Annotated in this window: 16 protein-coding genes; 4 read left to right on the forward strand and 12 right to left on the reverse strand. The window is 67.7% G+C overall.

Going from position 1 to position 23286, the window contains the following annotated elements; translation table 11 throughout:
• Window positions 1-4 precede the first annotated feature (4 nt).
• Window positions 5-124: a cytochrome bd-I oxidase subunit CydX gene (gene cydX, locus FBZ90_RS18790; RefSeq protein WP_145734514.1), complete on the forward strand. Its 120-nt coding sequence runs from the start codon at window positions 5-7 to the stop codon at window positions 122-124.
• A 71-nt stretch (window positions 125-195) separates the two neighbouring features.
• Window positions 196-684 (forward strand): DsrE family protein, encoded by a 489-nt coding sequence (locus FBZ90_RS18795; protein ID WP_211102164.1) that lies wholly within the window; start codon window positions 196-198, stop codon window positions 682-684.
• On the opposite strand, the gene FBZ90_RS18800 is transcribed toward FBZ90_RS18795, so the two are convergent.
• Window positions 681-3005 carry a penicillin acylase family protein gene (locus FBZ90_RS18800; protein ID WP_186455911.1) on the reverse strand — a complete coding sequence of 775 codons (2325 nt, stop codon included), beginning with the start codon at window positions 3003-3005 and terminating at the stop codon, window positions 681-683. The genes FBZ90_RS18795 and FBZ90_RS18800 overlap by 4 nt on opposite strands.
• Window positions 3006-3007: 2 nt before the next feature.
• Window positions 3008-3937: a LysR substrate-binding domain-containing protein gene (locus tag FBZ90_RS18805; protein ID WP_186455912.1), complete on the reverse strand. Its 930-nt coding sequence runs from the start codon at window positions 3935-3937 to the stop codon at window positions 3008-3010.
• Between the two features lie 359 nt (window positions 3938-4296).
• On the opposite strand from FBZ90_RS18805, the gene FBZ90_RS18810 reads away from it, so the two are divergent.
• Together FBZ90_RS18810 and acpP are read left to right on the forward strand one after the other, a co-directional pair.
• Window positions 4297-4782: an acetyl-CoA carboxylase biotin carboxyl carrier protein gene (locus tag FBZ90_RS18810; protein WP_145734517.1), complete on the forward strand. Its 486-nt coding sequence runs from the start codon at window positions 4297-4299 to the stop codon at window positions 4780-4782.
• Window positions 4783-4846: 64 nt separating this feature from the next.
• Window positions 4847-5080 (forward strand): acyl carrier protein, encoded by a 234-nt coding sequence (gene acpP, locus FBZ90_RS18815; protein WP_145734518.1) that lies wholly within the window; start codon window positions 4847-4849, stop codon window positions 5078-5080.
• Between the two features lie 71 nt (window positions 5081-5151).
• On the opposite strand, the gene FBZ90_RS18820 is transcribed toward acpP, so the two are convergent.
• The 10 genes from FBZ90_RS18820 to FBZ90_RS18865 form a co-directional block, all read right to left on the reverse strand.
• Window positions 5152-5349 (reverse strand): MbtH family NRPS accessory protein, encoded by a 198-nt coding sequence (locus FBZ90_RS18820; protein WP_145734519.1) that lies wholly within the window; start codon window positions 5347-5349, stop codon window positions 5152-5154.
• A gap of 3 nt (window positions 5350-5352) precedes the next feature.
• Window positions 5353-6642: an MFS transporter gene (locus FBZ90_RS18825; protein WP_186455913.1), complete on the reverse strand. Its 1290-nt coding sequence runs from the start codon at window positions 6640-6642 to the stop codon at window positions 5353-5355.
• A 10-nt stretch (window positions 6643-6652) separates the two neighbouring features.
• Window positions 6653-7948, reverse strand: coding sequence for a glycosyltransferase (locus tag FBZ90_RS18830; protein WP_145734521.1), 1296 nt, complete (start codon window positions 7946-7948; stop codon window positions 6653-6655).
• Between the two features lie 13 nt (window positions 7949-7961).
• The gene (locus FBZ90_RS18835; RefSeq protein ID WP_145734522.1) at window positions 7962-11045 is read right to left on the reverse strand and encodes an efflux RND transporter permease subunit; all 3084 of its coding nucleotides are present in this window, start codon (window positions 11043-11045) and stop codon (window positions 7962-7964) included.
• A 5-nt stretch (window positions 11046-11050) separates the two neighbouring features.
• Window positions 11051-14209 (reverse strand): efflux RND transporter permease subunit, encoded by a 3159-nt coding sequence (locus FBZ90_RS18840; RefSeq protein ID WP_145734523.1) that lies wholly within the window; start codon window positions 14207-14209, stop codon window positions 11051-11053.
• Entirely contained in the window at window positions 14206-16701 is a 2496-nt protein-coding gene (locus FBZ90_RS28155; RefSeq protein ID WP_145734524.1) for an efflux RND transporter periplasmic adaptor subunit, read from the reverse strand. The genes FBZ90_RS18840 and FBZ90_RS28155 overlap by 4 nt, the downstream gene beginning before the upstream one ends.
• Window positions 16692-20777: a non-ribosomal peptide synthetase gene (locus FBZ90_RS18850; RefSeq protein WP_186455914.1), complete on the reverse strand. Its 4086-nt coding sequence runs from the start codon at window positions 20775-20777 to the stop codon at window positions 16692-16694. Before FBZ90_RS18850 ends, FBZ90_RS28155 begins: the two co-directional genes overlap by 10 nt.
• A 752-nt stretch (window positions 20778-21529) precedes the next feature.
• On the reverse strand, window positions 21530-22360 hold the full coding sequence (locus FBZ90_RS18855) for a xanthine dehydrogenase (protein WP_145734526.1): 831 nt from the start codon (window positions 22358-22360) through the stop codon (window positions 21530-21532).
• Entirely contained in the window at window positions 22357-22800 is a 444-nt protein-coding gene (locus tag FBZ90_RS18860) for a thioredoxin domain-containing protein (protein WP_145734527.1), read from the reverse strand. Before FBZ90_RS18860 ends, FBZ90_RS18855 begins: the two co-directional genes overlap by 4 nt.
• The gene (locus tag FBZ90_RS18865; RefSeq protein ID WP_145734528.1) at window positions 22797-23222 is read right to left on the reverse strand and encodes a response regulator; all 426 of its coding nucleotides are present in this window, start codon (window positions 23220-23222) and stop codon (window positions 22797-22799) included. The genes FBZ90_RS18860 and FBZ90_RS18865 overlap by 4 nt, the downstream gene beginning before the upstream one ends.
• Between the last annotated feature and the right edge of the window lie 64 nt (window positions 23223-23286).

Consider the following 23286-nt stretch of genomic DNA (forward strand, 5'->3'; position numbering starts at 1 on the left):
AGCGATGTGGTACTTTAGCTGGATTCTGGGCCTGGGCTTGGCGTGCGCCTTTTCCGTCCTGAACGCCATGTGGCTGGAACTGTCGGAGGCTGATGGCGCGGCGGCCTGCCGGCGGGCCGAGTAGGTTCGTGAGGTGCCACGGGGTGGCGCCGAACACCCCGTGGCAGGAAAGCGTGTCAGGAAAGGAAGAAGCCCTTGCGGAATTTTCGGAGTGCGGCGGCCCGGTTCGGCCTCATCCTGCTCTCGCTGGGCCTCCCGGCGATCACGACGGGCTGTATGCAGGGGCAGGATAGGGGTGAGGCCACCGGCCCGTATTACACCTTCCAAAAGGTCGCCTATCAGAACGATGGCGGTTGGCCGGACAACAAGGCCTATTTCCAGCGTCTGCTCCATCATATCGGCAATCACATCGCCGCCACGGATGGCAAGGTCGAGATCCGCGTGGTCAACTTCGCCGCTGGCGTGCAACTGTTCATAATGGCCCAGCAGGACCCGGATCTGGCCCGCCAGCTCGATCTGCTGCGCGGGAAGGGCGTTCGCTTCCTGATCTGCCGCAACACGCTGGAGGGGATGAAACTGTCACCGTCCGACCTTTACGGCGTGAAGGCGGAGGATGTCGTGCCCAGCGGCGTGGCCGAGGTCGCCCGCCTCCAGGGATTGGGCTTCGTTTATCTGCATCCCTAGAAAGGTCGGTCTGGGCGACGCGTTGGGGCGGGCGGCGCGTCATCCGGCGACCGGGGCCGCAAATATGTCTTGTGCGGGAAGGCCGCGCGCGCCGTTTCCGGGCGTAGGGGCAGGGTCATATAGCCGCCCTGCCGCCAAAGGTCGATCTGGTCGGCATAATTGGCGCTGCCCAGCCAGCCATCCTGCCCGCCCAGCAGTACGAAGCGGTTGGCGTCCGCGTCCTTGAGTTCGGATATGTGCCGGGCGCAGGACCCGAAACTGACGCCATGGGGTTTGTCGCTGATCGCGTGCCCCGCCTTGTAGACGGAGTTGTTGCCCCCATCCGCCGGGAAGGGCGGCAGGCGGAAGCGCCGGCCCACCAGGGGCAGACGCCCAAAGGGATGCTGCAGCCGGAACTGATGGAAGCGTCCCCACGTCCCCAGCCGGGCCAGCGTGCGCGCCGCCCGTGTGAGGGACCGTTCCACCCCGCGACGCAGCGCCGCCGGGTCCGCCCGCTGGAAATCCTCCAGCAACAGGGACTGGGCATGCCAAATGATCTGGTAAGGCTTCACCAGGCGTGCCCTGCCCAATTCCCTGGCCACGCCCGCCAACACCAGTTCGAAGGCCAAGGCCCCCGGTTGCCGCTGGTCATAGCTGCCGTCCCATTGCCTCAGCGTATCCACCAGGGCGTGCACCGACTGGCGCGCGGGGGCCCGGGGGGCGTGCGCCAGCAACAGGTCGCGGAGCGCGAGGGCGCCGGGTACGACCACGTCGCCCTGGACGCGTTGCAGATCCTGGGGGGACAGCAGCGTGCGCGCAGCCAGCAACTGTTGAATGCGGGTGACGCGGTCCGGGGGCGCGAAAAAGAAGCCGATGGGGAAGGCGCCCGCGTCCGGGGCGGCACCTTGTGCTGTGTCGGGGGCGTCGTTCGCGGAAACGATCACGCCGTCGGTGGGATCGACCCGTATCGGCAACTGCCGCCCATCCACGACGTCGTGCCAATGCTCGGCCGCGTCCGGCGGGATGATCAGATCCGTCGGCCGCTCAGCCCGCCGGCGGGGCAGATGGGCGGCCAGGAAGTGCCCCACCCGGCCGTCGCTCCCGGCATACACCATGTTCAGCCCCGACACGGCGAAGCCGGACAGCGCCGTGCGGAATCCGTCCCAGTCCCGGGCGCGGGCCACCGCCATCATCGCGCCGATCTCGTCGCTGGGCCGGTGCCCCATCCACCGCAATGCCGTGGCTTGGGAATTGGCCATCAACGGGCCGTCGGACACCACCGGGCCCAGCGGGCTTTCCCTGAGGCGCAACCGCCGCGGCCGACCACCCCGCACGCGGACCGTCACCGGGCGATCGCGGAATTCGGTGGGGGGCAGGCCGCTGACATCCACCAGATCGCTTCCCTGCGCGTGCAGGCTGGTTCCACCCCAGGCCATCCAGGGGTTGCGGCCCAGCGCGACGAAGGGCAGGCCCGGCATCATCAGGCCCACGGCGTTGTAGGACGGGGACTTGAACCCCGCCGCCAGCCAGGGGTTGGGCAGCCCCAGGGGCAGGTGGGGGTCGCTGGCGATCATGGCACCGCCGTTGCTGCTGCGGCCGGCGGCCACGGCCAGGGAATTGCTGCCGCTCCGGGTGGCGGCCGCCAAGGCCGTCTCCGCCATGGCGCGTTCCATCTGGCCGCTGGTGGCCCCCGCCAGCGACGGCGGGGCGCCGCCCGCCAACAGCCGCAGCCACAGTTGGCGCCAATCCCCCTGCGGCATCCGTGCCCTGACGGGCAGCAGGCGCACCCAGATCAGCCAACTGATATCGGCCGAGTTGAAGCGCATCAGGGTCAGCAGGTCTTCCAGTGTCCAGAGTTCGGGCTTGAGGCCCAGCACGGCGAATTCCGGAGGCAGGCTGGGGGTGTGAGAGAGATAATGGTTCAGTCCCGCCACGAACCCTTCTATCCAGCGCCGGTTGTCCGGGGCCAGGGCTGCGGCGATCTCGGGCACGGCGCGGCCGACGTCCAGCAGCCGCAGGGACCGATCGATTTCAATGCCCAGGGGGCCGATCATTTCCGCCACGCGCCCAAACGCGGCGCGGCGCATGATCTCGATCTGCCCCAGGCGCAGGTGGGCATGGACCAGGCCCAGCGCCACCGCCAAATCCTCGTCCGTCTCCGCCTCGATGAAGGGAACCTGGTATTTGTTCCAATGGATCGTCACCGGGTGCGTGATCGGCAAACCGTGGGTGGGCAGGCTCGCCAGCCGTTCCTCCGTCGAGACGGCAGGCAGCCGCTGGAACAGCCCTTTGGCCAACAGCGCGGCGGCGACACCGCCGCCCCACAGCAGATCGGCCACCATTTTCAGTCTTCCGGGTTGCATAGGGCATCCATGAAAACGGGGAGGGGCGCGGCGCGGCGCCGGGGTTCCGGCCACCACACCGGGGGCTCTATGTTGCCGGTGATGCACTCGGCCAAGGCGTCGGCCGGCTTCCCCCGGTTTTGTGCGCGCAACAGGCCGATCTCTATGTTCGGCAGACGGGGGAAGCCGTGCCCCTCCTCCAGGATGCGCAAGTCCTGCGGGGCGCTGAACTGCGCGACGACCGTGACCGCCAGGCCCGCCCGCACCGGTGTCAGCAGACCGGAAAAATTCGGGCTGCTGTAGGCCACGCGATGGGCCAGCCCGCTGCGGGCCAGGGCCTTCAAGGCATGGTCCCGGGTGGGGCAGCCGGGTTCGGGCAAAGCCAGGGGCAGGGGTGATGCCGTATGGTCGAAGGTGGGCGCCGCTATCCAGACCAGGGGTTCGTGTCGCAGAGTCTCGACATCCATCCAAGTGGCGCTTTTCTTGGATACCAGGGCCATGTCAAGATCACCTGACATAATCAGGTCGCGCAAAGTGGCGCTGGGTTCACACCGCAGCATGACCTCCACCCGGGGATGATTGCGGGCGAAATGCGTCAGGATCAGGGGCAATAGGGGGTCGGCATAGACCTCATCGATGCCCAGCCGCGCCGTTCCCGCGATCTCCCCCTCATTCAGCAGCGAGAACGCCTCATCCTGCAAATTGAGGATGCGGCGCGCATAGGCCAACAGGGTCTCCCCAGTCGGTGTCAGGCGTGCCCGACGTCCGTCCCGATCGAACAGCGGCTTGCCGGCGATCAATTCCAGCCGACGCATTTGCATGGATACCGCGGACTGGGTTCGATGCACCCGCGCCGCAGCCGCGGCGAAGCTGCCGCTATCCGCGATAGCGACCAGGGTTTGCAACAGATCGAGTTCGAGAGATTGGCGCATAATTAACATATCAACATAGCTTATCTTTCATCTCAACCTTTTTCGCTTGTGCGATATAGAAAAAAATAAATACTCATAGCATGCACCACAGAAAAATAAAATTTTATGCGGTTTTGATGATGGTGTTGCCGGAGATTGACACCCTCATTGATTATATATTTCTGTCGAATTTGACCACATATCGCAGCGACATCAAAAATTTTACTTATAGGAGAATGCATAAATTTTTATAATGCTCTATCCTTTAGTATAGTGACAGCCTTGTCTGAACGGCGGTGGGATGTGTCGAAAGGTCAATTGGCTTTCTTCATCCATGAAATCAGCGGTCCCGGAAGGATTAGACCGGGCAAGGGGGACATATGGTTGAAAGCTATCGGGTTGCGGCGTCTCAGGAACTGACGGTCATCTCGACCATGGTGCGCCAAATGGTGGAGCTGATGCACCAGACGGAATTAGGGGAGATGGAGTGCAGTTGGCATAACCGCCGGCTGCGGATCAGTCGCGATGGGATAACGACCGACCTCGGGATCGCCCTTGCCACGCCGGCATCCTATGGCGCGGCTATTGAGCGGGCCGATGCGCCACCCGCTCTTCCGATAACCGTAACATGCCCCTTTGTCGGGGTGGCGCGCCTGCTCGGCCCCGCTGAGGAGGCCGGCCGTCATAATCTCACCGGCTCCCAGGTGGCCGGCACCCAGGTCCGGCGGGGACAGACGGTCATGGCGGTGGAAATGATGACCATCCGGCGCGCCATTCCCGCGCCGCGGGCCGGTCGGGTGGTACAATTCCTGGTGCAGGATGGGCAGCCCGTCGAATTCGACCAGCCGCTTTTCATGATCGAGTGAATTTCAACGCCTTCACTTTGACCTTGGCCTTCACTTTGACCTTGGATGATGAAAGGAGCTGAAAATGGACGATATTCCTGCGCGTATCAGAAGAATTGTCGTGCGCCAACTGGGTGTTCCGGAGGACGCGCTCAGCAATGACATGAGTTTCGTGGACGATTTGGGCGCGGACAGCCTGGATGCCATGGAAATGGTGTTGGCCTTCGAGGGGGAGTTCGGCTGTCCCATCTCGGACGAGGCGATCCGGAAAATGATCACCGTCCGTGATGCGGCGTCCTACATCGCGGCGAACCAATGAGGGTGAACCCGCCGCCACGGGTCGGCCGGGCGGCGGGATGATCGGTTCGTCTTGCGCGATGACGCGTTTCGTTAAGCGCTGGGGGTCGGCCTATCTTGGGTCAGGATGTTGGTCCAGACTTTGTCCACATAGGCCATGCAGTCGGCCTTGGGGCCGGAGAAGCCGATGGCACGCCATCCATCCGGTATGGCGTGGTTCAGGGGCCACAGTGAATAACGTCCGCTCAGGTTGGCCAGAACCTGGCACGGGGCATCGTCTTCAAACGCCATGATCTATCTCCCATTGCCGTTATGATCGAGGGCGGAGGCCAGCCGGACCTCCATCAGTCCGCCGTCGCCGCCCGCCATGCCGCCTTGCTGGCGCCGCTCACGGGATAGCGCGCGGATTGCGAAGCCGAGTGTCATCAGGGACAGCAGGGCGCTGACCAGGAAGGCGCCGCCCGGCAGGGCCATGGACCCTTCGGGATCCGTCAGGTAGCTGAAACTGGCGCCGCCCAAAATGGGCCCCGCGATGGCACCCAGGCTGGTAATGCTGGTCGCCAGGCCCTGCAGCTCGCCTTGGCGGCCGGGGGGGGCTTGGCGTGACAGCACGCCTTGCGCCGTGGGGCCGGTGACGAAGGCCACCGCCGTGCCCGCCATGATGGCGTAAAGCTGCCACCCCTCCTGGACGAAGCCATACAACGTGTAGGCCACGATGGTCATGGTCAGGCCCAGCAGCAGGGCGCGTCCGTCCCCCAGATGACGCGTGACCAGGGGCGTCAGCCCCAGTTGGGCGACTCCCCAAACCAAGCCCAGCACGGTGAGGGACAAGCCCACCTCCGCCGCCCCCCATCCCAGGCTCTGGCGCAGGAACAGAACCCAGGTGGTCTGCAAGGCGGTCTGCCCCGCGACATAGAGGAAGATCCCAGCCAGCAGATCATGGGCCGTGGCGGTCTGCCTCCGGGACAGGAAGGGGGCCAAGGGGTTGGCGGCGGTCCAGTCGAGGGTGCGCCGGGCGGCGGGCTGAAGGCTTTCCGGCAGCAGGACCCAGCCCAGGATGGCCGTGGTGCCGGTCAATGCCGCCGCCATCCAGAAGGGAAGGCGCGGATCCAGACCGCCCAACAGTCCGCCCAACCCCGGCCCCAGGCCCAATCCCAGGCCGAAGGCCGCCCCCATGCAGCCGAACATCGCCGTGCGCCGGTCCGGCGGCACGATGTCCGCCATGTAGGCATTGGCGGCGGCGGCGTTGGCGCCGCAGAGGCCGCCCAGCAGGCGGGCGGCGAACAGCAGCCACAGGGATGGCGTCAAGGCCGCCGTGACGTAATGCGCCAGTCCGCCCATCAAGCCCAGCAGGATGAAGGGTCGCCGGCCGAAGCGGTCGGACAGGCGGCCCTGAATGGGGGAAAACAGGAACAAGGCCGCCGCATAGGTGGCGTTGAGCAGGCCGATGTCACGCCCGGCCGCCGCCTCGTTTCCGGACAAGCCGAGCACCAGGGTGGGCAGCACCGGCGTGACCACCCCGCAGCCCAGGGCGTCCAACAGCAGAACGAGCAGGATGAGCGCTTCGCGGACGTTGCGTGGCATTCCCATCCCCCTACGCGACATCCAGGGCCGGCAGCGCGGCGTCGGCCAGCAGGCCCCAGTCGCCCAGCGCCGTCACGGCGGCGTCCACGCCCCGCTCCGCCGCGATGCGCATGCCCAGCGCCCGCGCCCGATCCCGCATGCCGGACTCCTCCGTGCGTCCGATGGCGGCCGCCAGATCATCTGCCGTTATGGTCTTGCGCGACAGGGGGGCGGGCGCGACGCCCAGTTGCCGGGCCCGCCATCCCCAGAAGAACTGATCGCCCAGGAAGGGAACGATGATGGACGGAATGCCGGCGGCGAAGGCGGCGGCAACGGTTCCGGCACCGCCATGATGCACCGCGGCGCGGACGCGGGGGAACAGCCAGTCATGCGGCGCGCCATCGATGACCATCAGCTGGTCTTCCGGTGCGTCGATGCCTGGGGGCAAACCGCCCCACCCTGTCGCCAGCACCGCCCGCTGGCCGGTCAGCGCCAGGGCGCGCTTCACCAGCTCCGCCCGTGCCGGCGCCTGCTGGTCCGTCATGCTGCCAAAACCGATGTACAGTGGCGCCGGCCCAGCCGCCAGAAAGTCCACCAGCCGGGCCGGCGGTGTCCACGCCGCGTCCGTTGTCAGGGACCAATAGCCCGTCACGCGGGCCCGCGCCCGCCAGTGCGGCGGGGGCGGGACGATGGTGGGGCTGAAACCGAACAGGATCGGCCAGGCGGTGCGCATCTGCGCACCCGGGCCCGGCCAAGGATAAGGTTTCAGGCCCAGCCCTTTCCGCACGACGTCATTCACGGCCGGTCGTTGCGCCTGCCAGGCCAGCAGATCCAACACTCGGTTGAGCGATCGGTTGACCGGGGACGGCAGGGTGCGCGCCGGAACGGGAAGCCGGAGAGACGGCAGATGGCCGAACAGTACGTTGGGCTGAAGATAGGCCTGGACGAAGGGGCGGCCCAGCGCCTCCGCCAGGGAGGCGCCCAGGGGAACGGCGCCACCGCCGGCCAGCACCAGGTCGGTGTCCTGGCAGGCCGCCAGCCCCTCGGCCACCCAGGGGGCGACCAGGGCGCGCATGACCTGCTGGGCGGTGCGCAGCATGGTGGCAATGCCCTGGCCGCGCTCGAAAGCCGCCTGGTGCTGGGCGGCAGTGGCCTTCAGGTCGCCTGACAGCCCGCCGAACTCCAGCCCCGCCCCCCGGACCAGGGGTTTGAACTCGTCGACGGTGACGATGCGCACGGTATGCCCGCGGGCTGCCAGGCCCAGCCCCAACGCCACCAGGGGGCGCACGTCCCCTTGCGTACCTGGGATCACGATGGCGATGCGCATGGCTTCCCCCTCCTCATGCCGCCGGTTGCAGGACGGGCAGCGCCGCTTTGCGCCCCCGCAGGCGGGTCACGGCCAGGTAGACGACGGGGGTGGTGTACAAGGTCACCACTTGGGACAGCAGCAGGCCCCCCACCACCGCGATCCCCAGGGGCTGGCGCAGTTCCGCGCCGGTGCCCAGCCCCAAGGCCAGGGGCAGGGCGCCCAGCGCCGCCGTCAGGGTGGTCATCACGATGGGCCGGAAACGCAAGGTGGCCGCGCGGACGATGGCGGCGCGCGGCGCCAGGCCCAGGACCCGTTCCGCCATCAGGGCCGCATCCACCATCATGATGGCGTTCTTCATGACGATGCCGATCAGAAGGATAAGGCCGATCATGGCGATTACCGACACCTCCGTCCGGGTGATCCACAGGGCCAGGACAGCGCCCAGTCCGGCGGATGGCAGGGTGGAAAGGATGGTCAGGGGATGGGCGACGCTCTCATAGAGGATGCCCAGCACCAGATAGACCGCGACGACGGCGCCCAGCAGCAGCCATCCTTGGTTGGCGTTGGACCGGTTCGCGGCCTTGGCCGTTCCCGCATAGCCCGCCGTGACGCCGGGGGGCAGGCGCAAGGATCGCACGGCATCGTCGATGACGGTGATCGCCTGGCCGATGGCGATGCCGTCGCGGGTGTTGAAGCCCAGGGTGATCGCCGGCAGTTGCCCCTCATGGTTCAGCAGCAGGGGGGCATACCCGCTGTCCAGCCGCGTCACCGCCGACAGCGGCACCTGCGGTCCGGCGTTGGACGGCACGTAGAGCCGCGTCAGGGACTGACGGTCCTTCTGAAAGGTGGGGTCCGCCTCCAGCACCACCTTGAACTGGTCGAATTCCGTGAACAGGGTCGCGACCTGCCGCTGGCCGAAGGCGTCGTACAGCGTCTGGTCGATGGCCTGGGTGGAAACCCCCAGGCGGGCCGCGCTGGCGCGGTCGATGGCCAGGTTGGCCTGCAGGCCGTTGGCCTCCTGGTCGGTGGAGACGTCGGTCAATTCCGGCAGGGTACGCATGCGGTCGCGCACCTGGCTGGCGACGGCCATCAGGTCATCCAGCTTGGGCCCGCGCAGGGTGTATTGGTATCGCGCCCGGCCCATCCGACCCCCGACGCCGAAGTCATCGACGGCCGACAGGTAGACCGCCAGGTCCGGCACCCGGGCCAGGGCCTGGCGCAGGCGGGCCGCCACCGCGTCGGTGGCGATGTCGCGTTCCCCTGGGCGCTCCCCCGGCGGTTTCAGGGTGATGGACAGGGTGCCGGTGTTCAGCGCGTTCCACAGCCCGACGCCGATGGACGAGGTCACGCTCTCCACCGCCGGATCGGCGCGCACCAGGGCGTCGACCGCCTGCTGACGGTCGCGCATCGCGGTGAAGGAGATGTCGGGCGGTGCCTCGGTCACGCCACGGATGACGCCGGTGTCCTGGCTGGGCAGCAGGCCCTTGGGCAGCGCCGCGAACAGCGCCAGGGTGGCGGCCACGCTCAACCCCACGCCCAGCAGCATCAGCCGGGGATGGCGCAACGCCCGTTCCAATCCCGCCCCGTATCGGCGGCTGGCGGCCTCCGATCCCGTTCCCGTACCGCTCGGCTTGGGGGACGGCGTCAGCAGGCGGGCGCACATCGCTGGTGTCAGGCTCAGGGACACGACCGCCGAAACCAGGATGGCGGCGCACAGCGTGATGCCGAATTCGTGGAAGAACAGGCCCAGCTCCCCGTCCATGAACACCACCGGGATCAGGGCGGCCAGCAGCGCCGCCGTGATGGACACCACGGTGAACGTCATCTGCCGCGTGCCGCGGATGGCGGCCGTCAGGGGCGGAACACCCTGATCCACCAGGCGGGTGATGTTTTCGATGACGACGATGGCGTCATCCACCAGGAAGCCGATGGACACGGTGATGGCCATCAGGGTCAGGTTGTTCAGGCCGCAGCCCGTCGCCGCCATGATCGCGACGGTGCCCGCGACGGACACTGCGATGGTGGCCCCGGGAATGACCACCGCCCACAGCCGGCGCAGGAACAACGCGATGACCAGGATGACCAGGGTCAGGGTCAGCCCCAGGGTGACGTACAGGTCACCGATGCCAGCGCGCACCACGCGGGTGCGGTCCCCCGTGATGTGAAGCGCTATGGAGGGTGGCAGCCAGGCCGCCAGGCGGGGCAGCGCCGCGCGTATCCTGTCCACGGTCGCCACCATGTCCGCCCCGGGCTGCTTGCGGACTTGCACGATGATGGCCGGGCGGCCATTCCACCAGGACGCGAGCTTGTTGTTCACCGTGCCCGCCTGGACGGCCGCGACGTCGCCCAGGCGCACCGGGGCGCCATCCCGGTAGGCGATGGCCAGGTCGCGATAGGCGGCCGGCTCAAAAACCTGATCGTCCGCCGCGACCAGGAAATTTCTGTCGCCCGCGTCCAGGCTGCCCTTGGGCAGGTTGACCGTGGCGTTTGCCAGCGCCTGGCGGACGTTCTCCAGGCCCAGGCCGCGGCTGGCCAGGGCGCCGGGATCCGCCTGGACGCGGATCGCCGTCTTCTCCGCGCCGCCGATTTCCACCTGGGCGACGCCGTCGATCTCCATCAACGCCTGGGCCAGCACGGTGCTGGCGTAGTCATAGACCCGGCTGCCCGGCAGGGTGTCGCTGGTCAACGCCAGGGTCAGGATGGGGAAGGCGCTGGGATTGGCCTTCACATAGAACGGGGGTGCCGGCAGGCTGGAGGGCAGCAAGCCCCCGGCGGTGGTGATGGCCGCCTGCACATCCCGCGCGGCGCTGTCCACGTCCCGCGTCAGGTCGAACTGCGCCACGATGGTGCTACCCCCCACCGTGTTCACCGAGGTCAGTTCGGACAGGCCGGCGATCACCCCGATCTGGCGTTCCAGGGGCGTCGCCACCGTGGCCGCCATCGTTTCCGGGCTGGCCCCCGGCAGGTCGGCGCGGACATACAGGGTGGGCAGGTCGACACTGGGAACCGAGGCCACCGGCAAGGACCGATACGCGACGGCGCCCAGCAGCAGCAGGCCGGCGGCCAAAAGGCCGGTGGCCACGGGGCGGTGGATGAAAAGGGAGGAGAAGCCCATGCCCGCTACTCCGCCACTTGCCGCGCGGGCGTGGGCATGGGGTGCACGGGCGGGGATGCGGTGGTCACCGCGTCCGTCCCGTCCCTGTCGCCCCGCCACCGCCCGAAGGACACCCTGACCCTTTCAAAGGCCAGGTACACCACCGGGGTGGAATAGAGGGTGAGGACCTGGGAAACCACCAGCCCGCCGACGATGGCGATGCCCAGCGGCTGGCGCAGCTCCGCCCCCGTCCCACCGGCCAACGCCAGGGGCAGGGCGCTCAGCAGGGCCGCCAGGGTCGTCATCATGATGGGGCGGAAGCGCTGAAGGCAGGCTTGATGGATGGCCGCCTGGGCGGACAGCCCGCCGCGCTGCGCCTCCAGCGCGAAATCGATCATCATGATCGCGTTCTTCTTGACGATGCCGATCAAGAGCACGATGCCGATGAGCGAGATCAGGTTCAGGTCATGGCCGGTCAGCATCAGCGCCAGCAGGGCGCCCACGCCGGCCGAGGGCAGGGTGGACAGGATGGTCACCGGGTGGATGTAGCTTTCGTACAGAACGCCCAGCACGATGTAGACGGTGACCAGCGCCGCCAGGACCAGGCCGGCCTGGCTGCCCAGCGAGCCACGGAACTCACCCGCCACGCCGGACAGGCTGGTGGTGATGGCGGGGGGCAGCCCAACGGTGCCGATGGCCTGGTCCAGCGCTGTCAGCGCCTGGTCCAGGGCGTATCCGTCACCGATGTTGAAGGCGATGGTGGTCGCCGGGAACAGGCCCTCGTGGATCAAGGCGGGGGGCGTGTCCCCCATCTCCACCGTGGCCAGGGCCGACAGCGGCACCATGTCCCCCGACGCTGACCGAAGGCGCAGAAGTTGGAAGGTGGCGGGCCCGTCGCGGAAGCGGGGGTCGACCTCCAGGATCACATGGTATTGGTTCTGCTGGCCATAGACGGTGGCGACCTGCCGCTGGCCGAAGGCGTCATAGAGCGCGTCGTCGATGGCCTGCAGGCTAATGTCGGCGCGGGCGGCGGCGTCGCGGTTGATGCGCAGCCGGGCCTGCGGGGCGCCCCCCAGCGGCTCGCCGGCTACGTCCGCCAACTCCGGCCGGCGTTCCATGGCCTGGATCAGCCGGGGCGCCCAGGTGGTCAGGTCCGATCGGTCGGCGGCGTGCAGGGTCAGGACGTGGCCCGCCCGTGCCGCGCGCGTGTCAACCTGGATGTCCTGGGCGGGTTGCAGGTGCAGCCGCACATTGCCGACCCCGGCCGTGGCAGCGGCCAGGCGCCGCGCCACCACGTCCGCCGCCGGCCGCTCGCCACGTGGCTTCAGACCGATGAACAGGCGGCCGGCATTGCCGCTGGTGTTCAGTGAGCCGCCGCCCGTCACGGCGGCGACGGTCGCCACAGCCGGGTCGCGCCCCAGGATATCGGCGATCTGACGCTGCCGGTCGGACAGGGCGGAAAAGGACATGCCGGGCGCCGCGTCCAGCACGCCGATGATCAGGCCCGTATCCTGTTGCGGCAGGAAGCCCTTGGGGACCACGCCATAAAGCAGGCCGGCCCCGGCCAGCATCGCCAGGGTTGCCGCCAGGGTCAGCCGCCGGTGCCGGAACACCCACAGCAGGCCCCTTTCATAAGCCCCGACCGCGCGGGTGAAGACACCCTCACTCCACCGGAACAGGGCGTTGGGACGGCTATCGGACGGTGCCCCTGTCAACAATCGGGCGCACATCATCGGTGTCAGGGTCAGCGACACCACGGCCGAGATGATGATGGCGGCGCTCAGCGTCACCGCGAACTCGCGGAACAGCCGGCCGATGATGCCCCCCATCAACAGCAGGGGAATGAAGACGGCCACCAAGGACACGGTCAGCGACACGATGGTGAAGCCGATCTGGCGGGCGCCCTTGAGCGCCGCGTGCAGCGGCGGATGTCCCGCCTCCATATGCCGCACGATGTTCTCGATCATGACGATGGCGTCGTCCACGACGAAGCCCGACGCGATGGTCAGGGCCATCAGGGACAGGTTGTCGACGCTGAAACCCGCGACGGCCATGACGCCGAAGGTGGCGATCAGCGAGACGGGCAGGGTGACGCTGGGAATGACCGTTGCCCAGAACCGGCGCAGAAAGAGGAAGATCACCATCACCACCAGGGCGATGGTGACCACCAGGGTCGTCTGCACCTCGGCGATCGACGCGCGGATCGTTTCCGTGCGGTCGGCCACGACGGCGATGCCGATCGATGGCGGCAGAGCGGCCTGCAACTGCGGCATCTGTTTGCGGATGGCCGCGACCGTGTCGATGATGTTGGCGCCCGGCTGGCGGCGGATGTCCAGGATGATGGCCGGCTTGCCGTTGTACCAGCCGGCCAGCGTGTCGTTTTCCACCCCGTCGACGGCCCGCGCCACGTCGCGCAGGCGAACCGGCGCCCCATCGCTGTAGGCGATGATGGTGTCCTGGTAGGCGGCGGCGTCGAACAGCTGGTCGTCGGCGTCGATCTGGTACGATAGTCGGGGGCCGTCCAGACTGCCCTTGGGCAGGTCGGCGGTTGTCGCCGCGATGGCGGTCCTGACATCCGCCAGGGAAAGGCCCAAGCCGCTCAGCGCCGTCGGGTTCACCTGAAGCCGCACCGCCCGCTTCTGGCCCCCTTCCAGGGTCACCAGGCCCACGCCCTTGATCTGCGACAGCTTCTGCGACAGCACCGTGTCGGCATAATCGCCCACCGTGTTCAGGGGCAGGGTGTCGGAGGTCAGCGCCAGGATCAGGATCGGCGTGTCGGCCGGGTTGACCTTGCTGTAGCTGGGGCGGCTGGGCATCAATGAGAGGGGCAGCAGGCCTGCGGCGCCGTTGAGTGCCGCCTGCACATCCTGGGCGGCGGCATCGATGTCGCGGCCGGGATTGAACTGCAGGGTGATCAGGCTGGTGCCATAGGCGCTGATCGAATTCATGCCCGTCAGGCCGGAAATGGCGCCCAGCGGGCGCTCCAGCGGTGTCGTCACGGAGGAGGCCATGACGTCCGGCCCCGCCCCGGGCAACTGGGCCGAAACCTGGATGGTGGCCAGGTCCACCGACGGCAACGCCGCCACCGGCAGCAGGCGATAGCCTAGGCACCCCAGCAGCAGGACCCCCACCACCAGCAGGGTGGTCGCGATCGGTCGCCGGATGAAGGGGCCCGAAACGTTCATGCCGGCCCGGCCCCCGTTCCAGACCGGCCGTCAGCCGACCGGGACGGCTGCGGCGCCACCCGGGTTCCGGGTTTCAGGTTGTACTGCCCGTCGGTCACGACCAGCTGCCCGGCGGTCAAGCCCTTGTCGATCAGGGCGCGGCCCTCGTCCGTTCGCGCCACGGTGACGGCCGCCATGGCGGCCCGGCCCTCGGCGGACACGACCCAAACATAGGCGCCGGTGGGCCCCTGCTGCACGGCGGTGACCGGCACCGTCAGGCCGCCGCGCCGGACCGCAACGCGGACGCGGGCGTTGACGAACTGGCCGGGCCACAGGCGGTTGTCCTCATTGGGGAAGCTGGCCTTCAGCCTCACGGTGCCGGTGCTCTGGTCGATCTGATTGTCCACCAGCTCCAGCGTGCCATCCGCCAGCAAGGTCTTGTTGTCCTTGGCGTAGGCCTGGACCGGCAAGGCGGTTGCCGGCCCGGAGGCCGCTCCAGAAGCGCCAAGATTGAACGCCGGCAAATCGTCGGCGTTCACGGTGAAGATGACCGAGATGGGGTGCAACTGGGTGACGGTGACGATAGGGGCCGTATCCGCGGCGTGGACGATGTTCCCGGCATCGATCTGGCGTATGCCGGTTCGCCCGGCGATGGGGGATGTGATGGTGGCGTAGTCCAGCTGCGCCCGGGCATAGTCGACCTGCGCCTCGTCGGCGGTCACCTGCGCCTGGTATTGCGCCACCTGCGCCTGCTGCGTATCCAGGGTCTTGCGGCTGGCGTATTCCTTCATGCCCTGATACCGAACCAAATCAGCCTGCGCGTTCTGCAGTTGCGACTGATCCTTGGCCAGGGTGGCCACGGCCTGCTTGAGGTTCGCTTCCAAGGGCCGGCGGTCCAGGATCGCCAGCACCGCGCCCTTCGCCACCTCCTGGCCCTCCCGGAAGCGCAGGTCCATGAGCTGCCCGTCGATGCGGCTGCGGATGGCGACGGTGTTGTAGGCCTGGACCGATCCGATGCCGCCCAGATACAGGGGCACGTCCTCGGCGCGGACGGGGGCCACGACGACGGGTACGGCAGGCTCACTGGGCGCTTCCGCCGCCTGCGCCCCGGCGGATATCGGGGGCATGGCGATCCCGGGCAGCGACAGCATCAACACCAACGCCGCAGCGCCCGCGGCGTCGATGAACCGGCGCGGTAGCGGCGGCGCGCTCCCCTTCTGGGCGTCACCCTGCTGGCTTCCCGGCCGGCGGTCCGACAACAATCCCCAGCGGTTCAGGGTCTCGATCGCCTGTCCCACGCCGTCCTCGGCGCGCAATTGCCGGCCCAGGGCTTCGGCCCGCTGCCGCATGGTATCGCCCCCGGCGGCGGTGATGGCGGCGCTCAAGGCTTCCGCCGTCAGGCGGGCGCGGGGCAGGGCCGGTGGCGCCACCCCCAACTGGTTCAGACGCCATCCCCAGAAGGGCTGGTCGCCAAAAAAGGGAACGATGACCGATGGGATGCCAGCGCGCACGGCCGCCGCCGTGGTGCCAGCGCCGCCATGATGCACGGCCAGGGCCACGCGCGGGAAAAGCCAATCGTGCGGCGCGTGGTCGATGACCATGACGCGGTCGTCAAGCTCGGGCGGCGGCGCCAGGCCGCCCCAGCCACGGGCGAGGACGGCCCGCTGGCCGCTGAGCGCCAGGGCGCGCATGACGGTGCGGGTGAAGGTTTCGGCGTCATGGCTCAACATGCTGCCGAAGCCGAGATAGATCGGCCGGGGACCGTCCGCCAGGAAGCGCTCCAGGTCCTGGGGCGGGGTCCAGGTGTCGGCCTCGTCATGGTGCCAATAACCCGTCACCACCTCCCCTTCACCCCAGGACTTGGGTTTGGGCACCACATGTGTGCTGAAGCCATACAGGATACGGTTGTTGGCGGCGTCGTCGAAGTAGGGGCCATACCAGGGAAGGGCACGCAGGCCGAGGCGCTTGCGGATGACGTCGTTGATGGCCGGCGCCATCACCTGCCATGTCGCGAAGCGCAGCGCATGATAAAGCGCCAGGTTGACGATGCCGGGCAGGGGGCGGCGGGGGGGTGTCAGCATCATGGGCGGCAGGTCGGGCGCCGGTGTCATGGGCAAAAGCTGCGCCTGCACGCATGCGGTCCCCGTCGCCTCCGCCACGGCGGTGGCCAGACGCGTGACGATGCCGCTGGCGATGATCAGGTCGCTGTCCCGGGCGGCGGCCAGTCCGGCCTCAACCCAGGGGTCCGCCGCCTCCCTGAAGCGGCGGCGGGCCGTCCGGGCCACCACCAGGGGGTTCAGCGCCCGGTTCATCGTGTCCGGCTCGCTGCTCATGATGTGGCGGAAGTCGGCGGCCAGGGGGGCGAAGTCCAGCCCCGCCCCCGTGATCATGGGCTGGAACGACTGGCCGGTGGCGATGCGGACGGCATGGCCCGCCTCCGCCAGGCCGCGTCCCAGGGCGATAAAGGGACGGATGTCGCCCTGGGTGCCGACGGTGAAGATGGTCACGCGCACGGGATGACCTCGAATTCCTGCTGCGCCATGCGGGGACTGGACGGGCCGGGGACGGGGGGGACTTTCCGGCCGCCGGCCAGCTCACGGGCCACGATGCGGGCGATTTCCTCCAACGGCACCGGGTCCATCATGGCCTGGTGGTGGCAGGCCAGGCGGTGCTCCTGGACGGGGCCGCGCACATGGGGGGCCCATGCCTCGGTCTCATGCATCAGCAGGCCCTTCAGCGACGGACCGGTCAGGTGGGTGGCGCGGAAGAACAGCAGGCCGGTGTTCAGCGGCTGGGGCTTGAACTTCCGGGCGATCGCCAGGTTGTTCTGGATGACCCTCAGGACGGATGAAACGATGTCCCTGTTTTCCTGCCGCATCTGTTGGACCAGCGGCATGGAAAGCACGTCGTATTCACGACACAGGAAATCGGCGACGGCGGCCATGTCCAGGGGGCGGTCGCCCCCCGTGACGGCCACGTCCCCGGGGCTGTATCCCAGGAAGCCCAGCGCCGCGGTGGCCAGCTCCGCTTCGGACGGTTCCTGGCCGGCGGGGCTCTGCACGAAGGGGTAGGCGTCGAGCAGCGACAGCAGGTCGACCTTCTCCCCCTCCCGTTGCAGCTTGTGGGCGATCGCCACCGCCACCAGGCCGCCGAAAGACCAGCCCAGCAGATGATAGGGGCCCTGCGGCTGCACCCGCCGGATGTGCTTCAGGTATTCGTCCGCCATCTCCTCCACCGACCGGGGCAGAGGGGCCTCGTCCGCCAATCCCCGGGCTTGAAGGGCGTAGACGGGATGTTCGGGGCTGATGTGGCGCAGCAGTCCGGCGTAGGCCCAGCCCAGGCCGACCACGGGGTGGATGCAGAACAGCGGCGCGCCGTGGCCCTGAGTGCGCAAGGGCAGCAGTACGCCCAGCGGGTCGCTGCTGGAACTATGCTCCAACTGCGCCGCCAGTTCGGCGATGGTCGCCCCCTCGAACAGGGTGCCCAGTGATATCTTGCCGGGGAAGATGTTCTGTATGCGCGTCAGCAGGCGCGTGGCCATCAGGGAATCCCCGCCAAGATCGAAGAAATTGTCATGGATGCCCACCCGCTGCACGCCCAATTCCTTGGCCCAAAGTATGGTCAGGGCCTGTTCGGTCGGGGTCCGGGGTTCGGCATAGCTGGACACGGCCGTGCGTTCGGGGGCCGGCAACGCGCGGCGGTCGACCTTGCCGTTCGCCGTCAGGGGCAGGTCGTCCAGCGTCACGAAAAGCGCCGGGACCATGTAATCGGGCAGCCGGCCGGCCAGATCGCGCCGCAGGACGGCGATATCCAGGGAGACGCCCGTTGCCGGGACGATATATCCCACCAGCCGCTTCGCGCCCGACGCGGGGTCGTCCCAGGCCGTGACAACGGCCCGCGCCACACCGGGGCAGGCGGCCAGGGCGGCCTCAACCTCCCCCAGTTCGATGCGGAAGCCGCGAATTTTGATCTGGTGGTCGGTGCGGCCCAGGAACTCCAGCATGCCGTCCTCCCGCCAACGGGCCAGGTCGCCTGTGCGGTAGAAGCAGCTTCCCGACGGGCCGAATGGGTTGGCGACGAAGCGGTCGGCCGTCAGGCCGGGCCGGTTCAGATAGCCGATGGCGACACCGTCGCCGGCGATGTAAAGGTCACCGGCCACGCCGACCGGCACCGGTTGAAGGGCCGGATCCAGGACATAGACCTGGGTGTTCCAGATGGGACTGCCGATGGGGGGCGCATCCAGGTCCGCCCGGTTCAGCGTCCGCGCGGTGGACCACACCGTCGTTTCGGTGGGACCGTACAGGTTGGTGACGACGGCCCCGCGATCCATCATGGCCTGGGCCAGGGAGGGGGGCAGGGCCTCCCCGCCCACCAGCACGCGCAAGCCGGGGAAGATGTCCGACGCCTGTTCCACCAGGCTTTGCCACAGGGACGGCGTGGCCTGCATGAGGGTGGTGCCGGCCACGCGCATCGCCTCGGCCAGGGCGGGGGCATCCCGCACCACCGTGCGGGGCGCGATGTCGATGCGCGCGCCCGCCAGCAGGGGCAGGAACAGTTCAAGGGCCGCGATGTCGAAGGACACGGTGGTGACCGCCAACAGGCGATCCCGCGGGGTCAATGGGAACGTCGCCTTCATGGCGCCCAGGAAGTTCACGATGTTCCCCTGGGACACCGCGACACCCTTGGGACGGCCGGTTGAGCCGGACGTGAAGATGACGTAGGCGGGATCAAGGGCCCGGGATGGCCGCCGTCGTTCCTGGTCCGTGGGGTTCAGGGAGGTGAGCCAGTCCAGATCCACGCCATCGGGCGGCAGGTCCACCATAAGGCGGGGAATGGCGCTGTCCGGCAGGCCGGCGGCGACGTCCGGCGTGGTCAACAGGGCCGCTGGTTGGGCATCCTCGAACACCAGGGCCAAGCGGGCCGCCGGCATGTCCGGGTCGATCGGTACATACGCCGCCCCTGTCTTCAGCACGGCCAGCAAGGCCACTGGCAACAGGGCGCTGCGCTGGGTCGCCACCGCCACCAGCTGGCCGGGGCCGATGCCAAGCTGCATCAGGGCCCGCGCCCAGGCATTGGCGGCGGCGTTCAGGACACGGTAGGAAACGACCTCGTTCGCGAAGCCGATCGCCGGCGCGTCGGGCGTCGCGGCGGCCTGGGCCTCGAACCATTGCGCCAGCAGGGGGGCCGGTGAGGGCTGGGCCGTCGCGTTCCAGTCGATCAGAACCTGCCGCCGTTCTTCCCCCGACAGCAGGTCGATGCGGCCGATGCGCAGGGTGGGGTCCTCCATGATGGCATCCACCAGGCGCAGGAAGCGGGCCTGATGCCGCGCCAGCTCATCCCGGGTGTACAAGGCGGGGTTGGCGTCGAAATCCACGCGCAGTCCGCGGCCGTCGTCGCGGTCATAGATGAAGATGGTCAGGTCTTCGACCGAACCGTTGGACAGGTTGTGCGTGGTGGCGGGATGGCCGCCGAAGCGCAGATCGTAGTCGAACGGCTCAATGTTCACGCTCATCCACGCGATCTGCTGGTTATGGCCCACCAACCCCATGTCCCGCCGCAGGTCCTCATACCGGTACTGCTGATGCCGCAGGGTCTGGCGCATCACGCCGGACACCTGCTGCACCAATTCTTCCAGCGTCAGGTCTGGGGACATGGCCAGGCGGATGGTCACGGCATTGGCGACCATGCCCGGCGTGCGCCGCAGCTGCCCATTGGGCCGGGCCGTCACCGGCAGCCCGAACACAAGGTCCGCCGCCCCGGTGGAGCGGTAATAGAACGCGGCCGCCAGGGAGATCAGGATTTGCGGAAGGCTGGCGGACGCGCCCTTGGCGATCTCGTGCAGGCGCGTGCTGGTCAACGGGGACAGGTGCGCTGTCTGGCGGAACAGCCCATTGGGGCCTGCCACCCGGCGCTTGGCCAATGAAACGGCGTCGGGCAGGTTGGCCAAGCGCTCCGTCCAGAAGGCGCGGTCCTTTTCCAGCCGGTCCGAGGCGCGATAGGCGGCCTCATGATCCACCAGCCCGACCAGGGGCAGGAAGCCGTGGGGCGCGGGCTCGCGCCCTTCCACGTAGGCGCTGTAGAGTTCGGCGACGCGGCGCGCGACCATGCCGCCGGTGAACCCGTCCAGCATGATATGGTGGGCGCGGTGGTACCAGAAGAAGCGGTCGTCGGCGGCCTTGAAAAGCGCGGAAACCCAGAGCGGATCGCGGTCGAAATCGACGGGGCGGTTCAACTCTTCCATCATCCAGCCCTCCGCCGCCTGCCGCGGGTCGGGCTGGTCACTGACGTCGATGTAGGGGAAGACGTCGTCAAAGGTGGGACGGATGACCTGGGCCGGGCCATCCTGGTCCTCGACGATCTTGACGCGGATCGTTTCAGCCTCGGTGGTCAGTTGGCGCAGTGCCTTCAGGAACAGCGTGGGATCGATCGGGCCATGAATTTCAATGGCCTCGCCCAAATTGAACACCGTGCCGGCTCGGCCCATTTTCTCACCGAACCATAGGCCGCGCTGGGCGGTGGTCAGCGGTATCTTGACCCCCTCGCCGGGGGCTGCCGCCGCATCCCTGGCGGCATCACCGCTTTCGTCCACGCCGCCTGAGGGCGGGGCGAAAGCGGTGATATCGGCTACCCCGGGCTCGACTGTGATGCCGATGGGAATATATGTGGACTGATCTATTTTTAAAGTGTCATATATTTCTTTTAAAATTTTCGAATTATTGTCTTCGCTATGGATGATGCCGTCTGGTGACGCGGTTTGAGTGTTGGAAGATATGTGTGTATTCATGGTCCAACCCCGAAAAAAGAAAAAGGTGAGGCGAGCGCTGAAAGACAGCGCTGATTTATTCCCTTTGATTGCGCACCAGACGGTATCCGCGGAATCGATAGCGGGCGTACCGTTCTTGTTATTGGTGATGTCTGATTGTTTTATGTGACCGACCGGCTTGGTGGGGGCGGTTCGGATTACCTGGATTATTCAGAAAATTTCATAGCCGCAACAAGTGAGAAGTGTTGACGGCGTTAATCAGTCCGATTGATGTAATTTAATTATATAATGCCAGCCAACCATGAGGCCCTCTTGGCTGCAGCACAGGGTATCGCCCAAAAATAAAAAGCAATATCAATGCTCTGCGGGCAGTTTCTCAGATTTCCCTGGAGTCTGCCTGTGGCCCGTCGTCGCCCAACCCAACAGTGCCCCTGATGATTGCGTTATTATTAATGCAATCTTTATCAAAAGAAGAATAGGGTGATGGTACACATGTACAGAGGTGGTACACCCTGGACATCATCCCTGTCCGGGGCACCTCACCAGGGTTCAAGGCAGGTCGTAGCCTGTGGAGGTTTTCAGCGGACAGGTGTCAGGCGGACGGGCTGTCGGGTGTGCCGCGTGGCCAATGCCGTGCCAACCGCCTGGGCGATGGTTTGGGCCCGGTCGTCAATACCGGCCCAGACGGCGCCCCGGACACGGGGGTCGACTTCCAGCAGCTTGACGCCAGCGGGCACTTCGGTTCCGTCCCGCACCACCCCGCGCAGCACGCCGTCGAAAGGCGCCTGGACCGGATGGTCACCCAAATGGCCGATGACATAGTCCTTGAAGACGCGCGAACCGATCTCCATCGCCGTGTGCCAGCGCCCGGCGAACGCGGAATAGACGAAGCGTTCCGCCCCGCGGTTGCCCAGGGGCCGGGCGATGCCGTCGGCGGCTTCCGTCCTCCCCTGGCGGACCAGGGCGCCTTGCAGGCCGGGCTTGGTTTCAATGGCGAAGTCGCAATTCTCCCCGGCGGTGAAGCCGGGGCCCAGGCCGATGGTGGTTTGGGCAAGGCGACGCAGGTCGGGCGTGATGCTGTATTTTTGCAGCCGGGCGTCGACCAGCAGGTCCAGCGCGCGGATGACGATCAGGTCCAGCAGGCCCAGGTCGGTGATGACCACCCCCTGGCGGCGCGCCAACGCCGCCGCCGCCGCCATGCCGCTGTCCGCCCGTTCGGCGGCGATGCCGGCCAGTGTCACCGGGTCATCGAACAGCGCGTCGTGGAACGCCATCTTGCGGCGGATGACGGGGGGCAGGGGGTCGTGCGACATAACGACACCGTAGCCCTGGTGATGCAGCCGGACCGCCACGGCGGAGGCGATCTCATTGGTGCCCAGGATGATGGCGTAGGGCGGGCGATCGGTCATGAGGGCGCTCCAGTGCTTCCAGAGGTGGGGCTTTCAGGGATGGTGCAGGGGCTGTGGGGGTGGGAACAGCCGGTGGGCACGGCGTCCAGATCCGCCGGCAGGCCCAGCCGGTCGCGCAGCGCCTCGAACCCGGCGAGGCGCTGGCCCTCCACCTCCGCCAATGGCCGCCGGATCAGCAGCGGGTCGGCCAGCATGCGGCGCAGGGCCGCGTCGCCGTCCAGGTCAGCCGGGACGATGGCGCCCGTCTTGATGGCCGGGGCGGCCGGGTTGAACCAGGACGGGACCGGCGATTGGCCGAAGAAGTCGCGCAGGCGCTCCGCCGTCCACGGTTCGGTCAGCAGGTCGCGCACCAGGACGGTATGCCCCGCCGCCTCCAGCGCACGGCGCTGACGGGCGTTGGTTTTGCATCCCGGCTTTTCATAGAAGACGACCGTGCTCATGCCAGCCGCACCAGCGGGGCGGCGCCGTCGCGGCCCAGCAGCGTGTCCACCTTGCGCCGCACGTCGGCCAGTGTCAGCGGCTTGACCAGCGCGGCGTGGGCGCCGGCCTTCAGCCCCTCCAGCGCCAGCGCCTCTTCCGCCTTGGCGCAGACGATCAGCAGCCGCACCCCGGGAAAGGCGCGCAGCACCTCGCCCACCAGGCCCGCGCCACGCTCCGCCAGGAAAGAGGCGCCCAGCAGCACGACGTCCGGCCGCAGCCAATCCACCCCCTTGGCGTAGGCCTCCTCCGGCGTCGCCAGTTCATGGGTCTCGATCTCATCGTGCAACATGAACTGCAACGCCGCGCGCGTGATCTCATCCTGGTCCACGACGAAGACCCGTCTCTGGTCCACGGCTTTGGCGGTTTCGACACCGATCTGCATGGCGCGTCCCTTCCGATGCTGGGCTGCCCACCGGCGGGCATCACGGGACCCACAGCAATTTCCA

Source organism: Nitrospirillum pindoramense (assembly GCF_007827955.1).
GTDB classification, from domain to species: Bacteria; Pseudomonadota; Alphaproteobacteria; order Azospirillales; family Azospirillaceae; genus Nitrospirillum; species Nitrospirillum amazonense_B.

Bases quoted from the DNA above. Each gene is read 5' to 3' on its own strand.
- cydX (WP_145734514.1), top strand. From the start codon at position 5: ATGTGGTACTTTAGCTGGATTCTGGGCCTGGGCTTGGCGTGCGCCTTT.
- FBZ90_RS18800 (WP_186455911.1), bottom strand. From the start codon at position 3,005: ATGGTGGCCGATCTGCTGTGGGGCGGCGGTGTCGCCGCCGCGCTGTTG.
- FBZ90_RS18805 (WP_186455912.1), bottom strand. From the start codon at position 3,937: ATGCGCCAATCTCTCGAACTCGATCTGTTGCAAACCCTGGTCGCTATC.
- FBZ90_RS18810 (WP_145734517.1), top strand. From the start codon at position 4,297: ATGGTTGAAAGCTATCGGGTTGCGGCGTCTCAGGAACTGACGGTCATC.
- acpP (WP_145734518.1), top strand. From the start codon at position 4,847: ATGGACGATATTCCTGCGCGTATCAGAAGAATTGTCGTGCGCCAACTG.
- FBZ90_RS18820 (WP_145734519.1), bottom strand. From the start codon at position 5,349: ATGGCGTTTGAAGACGATGCCCCGTGCCAGGTTCTGGCCAACCTGAGC.
- FBZ90_RS18825 (WP_186455913.1), bottom strand. From the start codon at position 6,642: ATGCCACGCAACGTCCGCGAAGCGCTCATCCTGCTCGTTCTGCTGTTG.
- FBZ90_RS18830 (WP_145734521.1), bottom strand. From the start codon at position 7,948: ATGCGCATCGCCATCGTGATCCCAGGTACGCAAGGGGACGTGCGCCCC.
- FBZ90_RS18835 (WP_145734522.1), bottom strand. From the start codon at position 11,045: ATGGGCTTCTCCTCCCTTTTCATCCACCGCCCCGTGGCCACCGGCCTT.
- FBZ90_RS18840 (WP_145734523.1), bottom strand. From the start codon at position 14,209: ATGAACGTTTCGGGCCCCTTCATCCGGCGACCGATCGCGACCACCCTG.
- FBZ90_RS18855 (WP_145734526.1), bottom strand. From the start codon at position 22,360: ATGACCGATCGCCCGCCCTACGCCATCATCCTGGGCACCAATGAGATC.
- FBZ90_RS18860 (WP_145734527.1), bottom strand. From the start codon at position 22,800: ATGAGCACGGTCGTCTTCTATGAAAAGCCGGGATGCAAAACCAACGCC.
- FBZ90_RS18865 (WP_145734528.1), bottom strand. From the start codon at position 23,222: ATGCAGATCGGTGTCGAAACCGCCAAAGCCGTGGACCAGAGACGGGTC.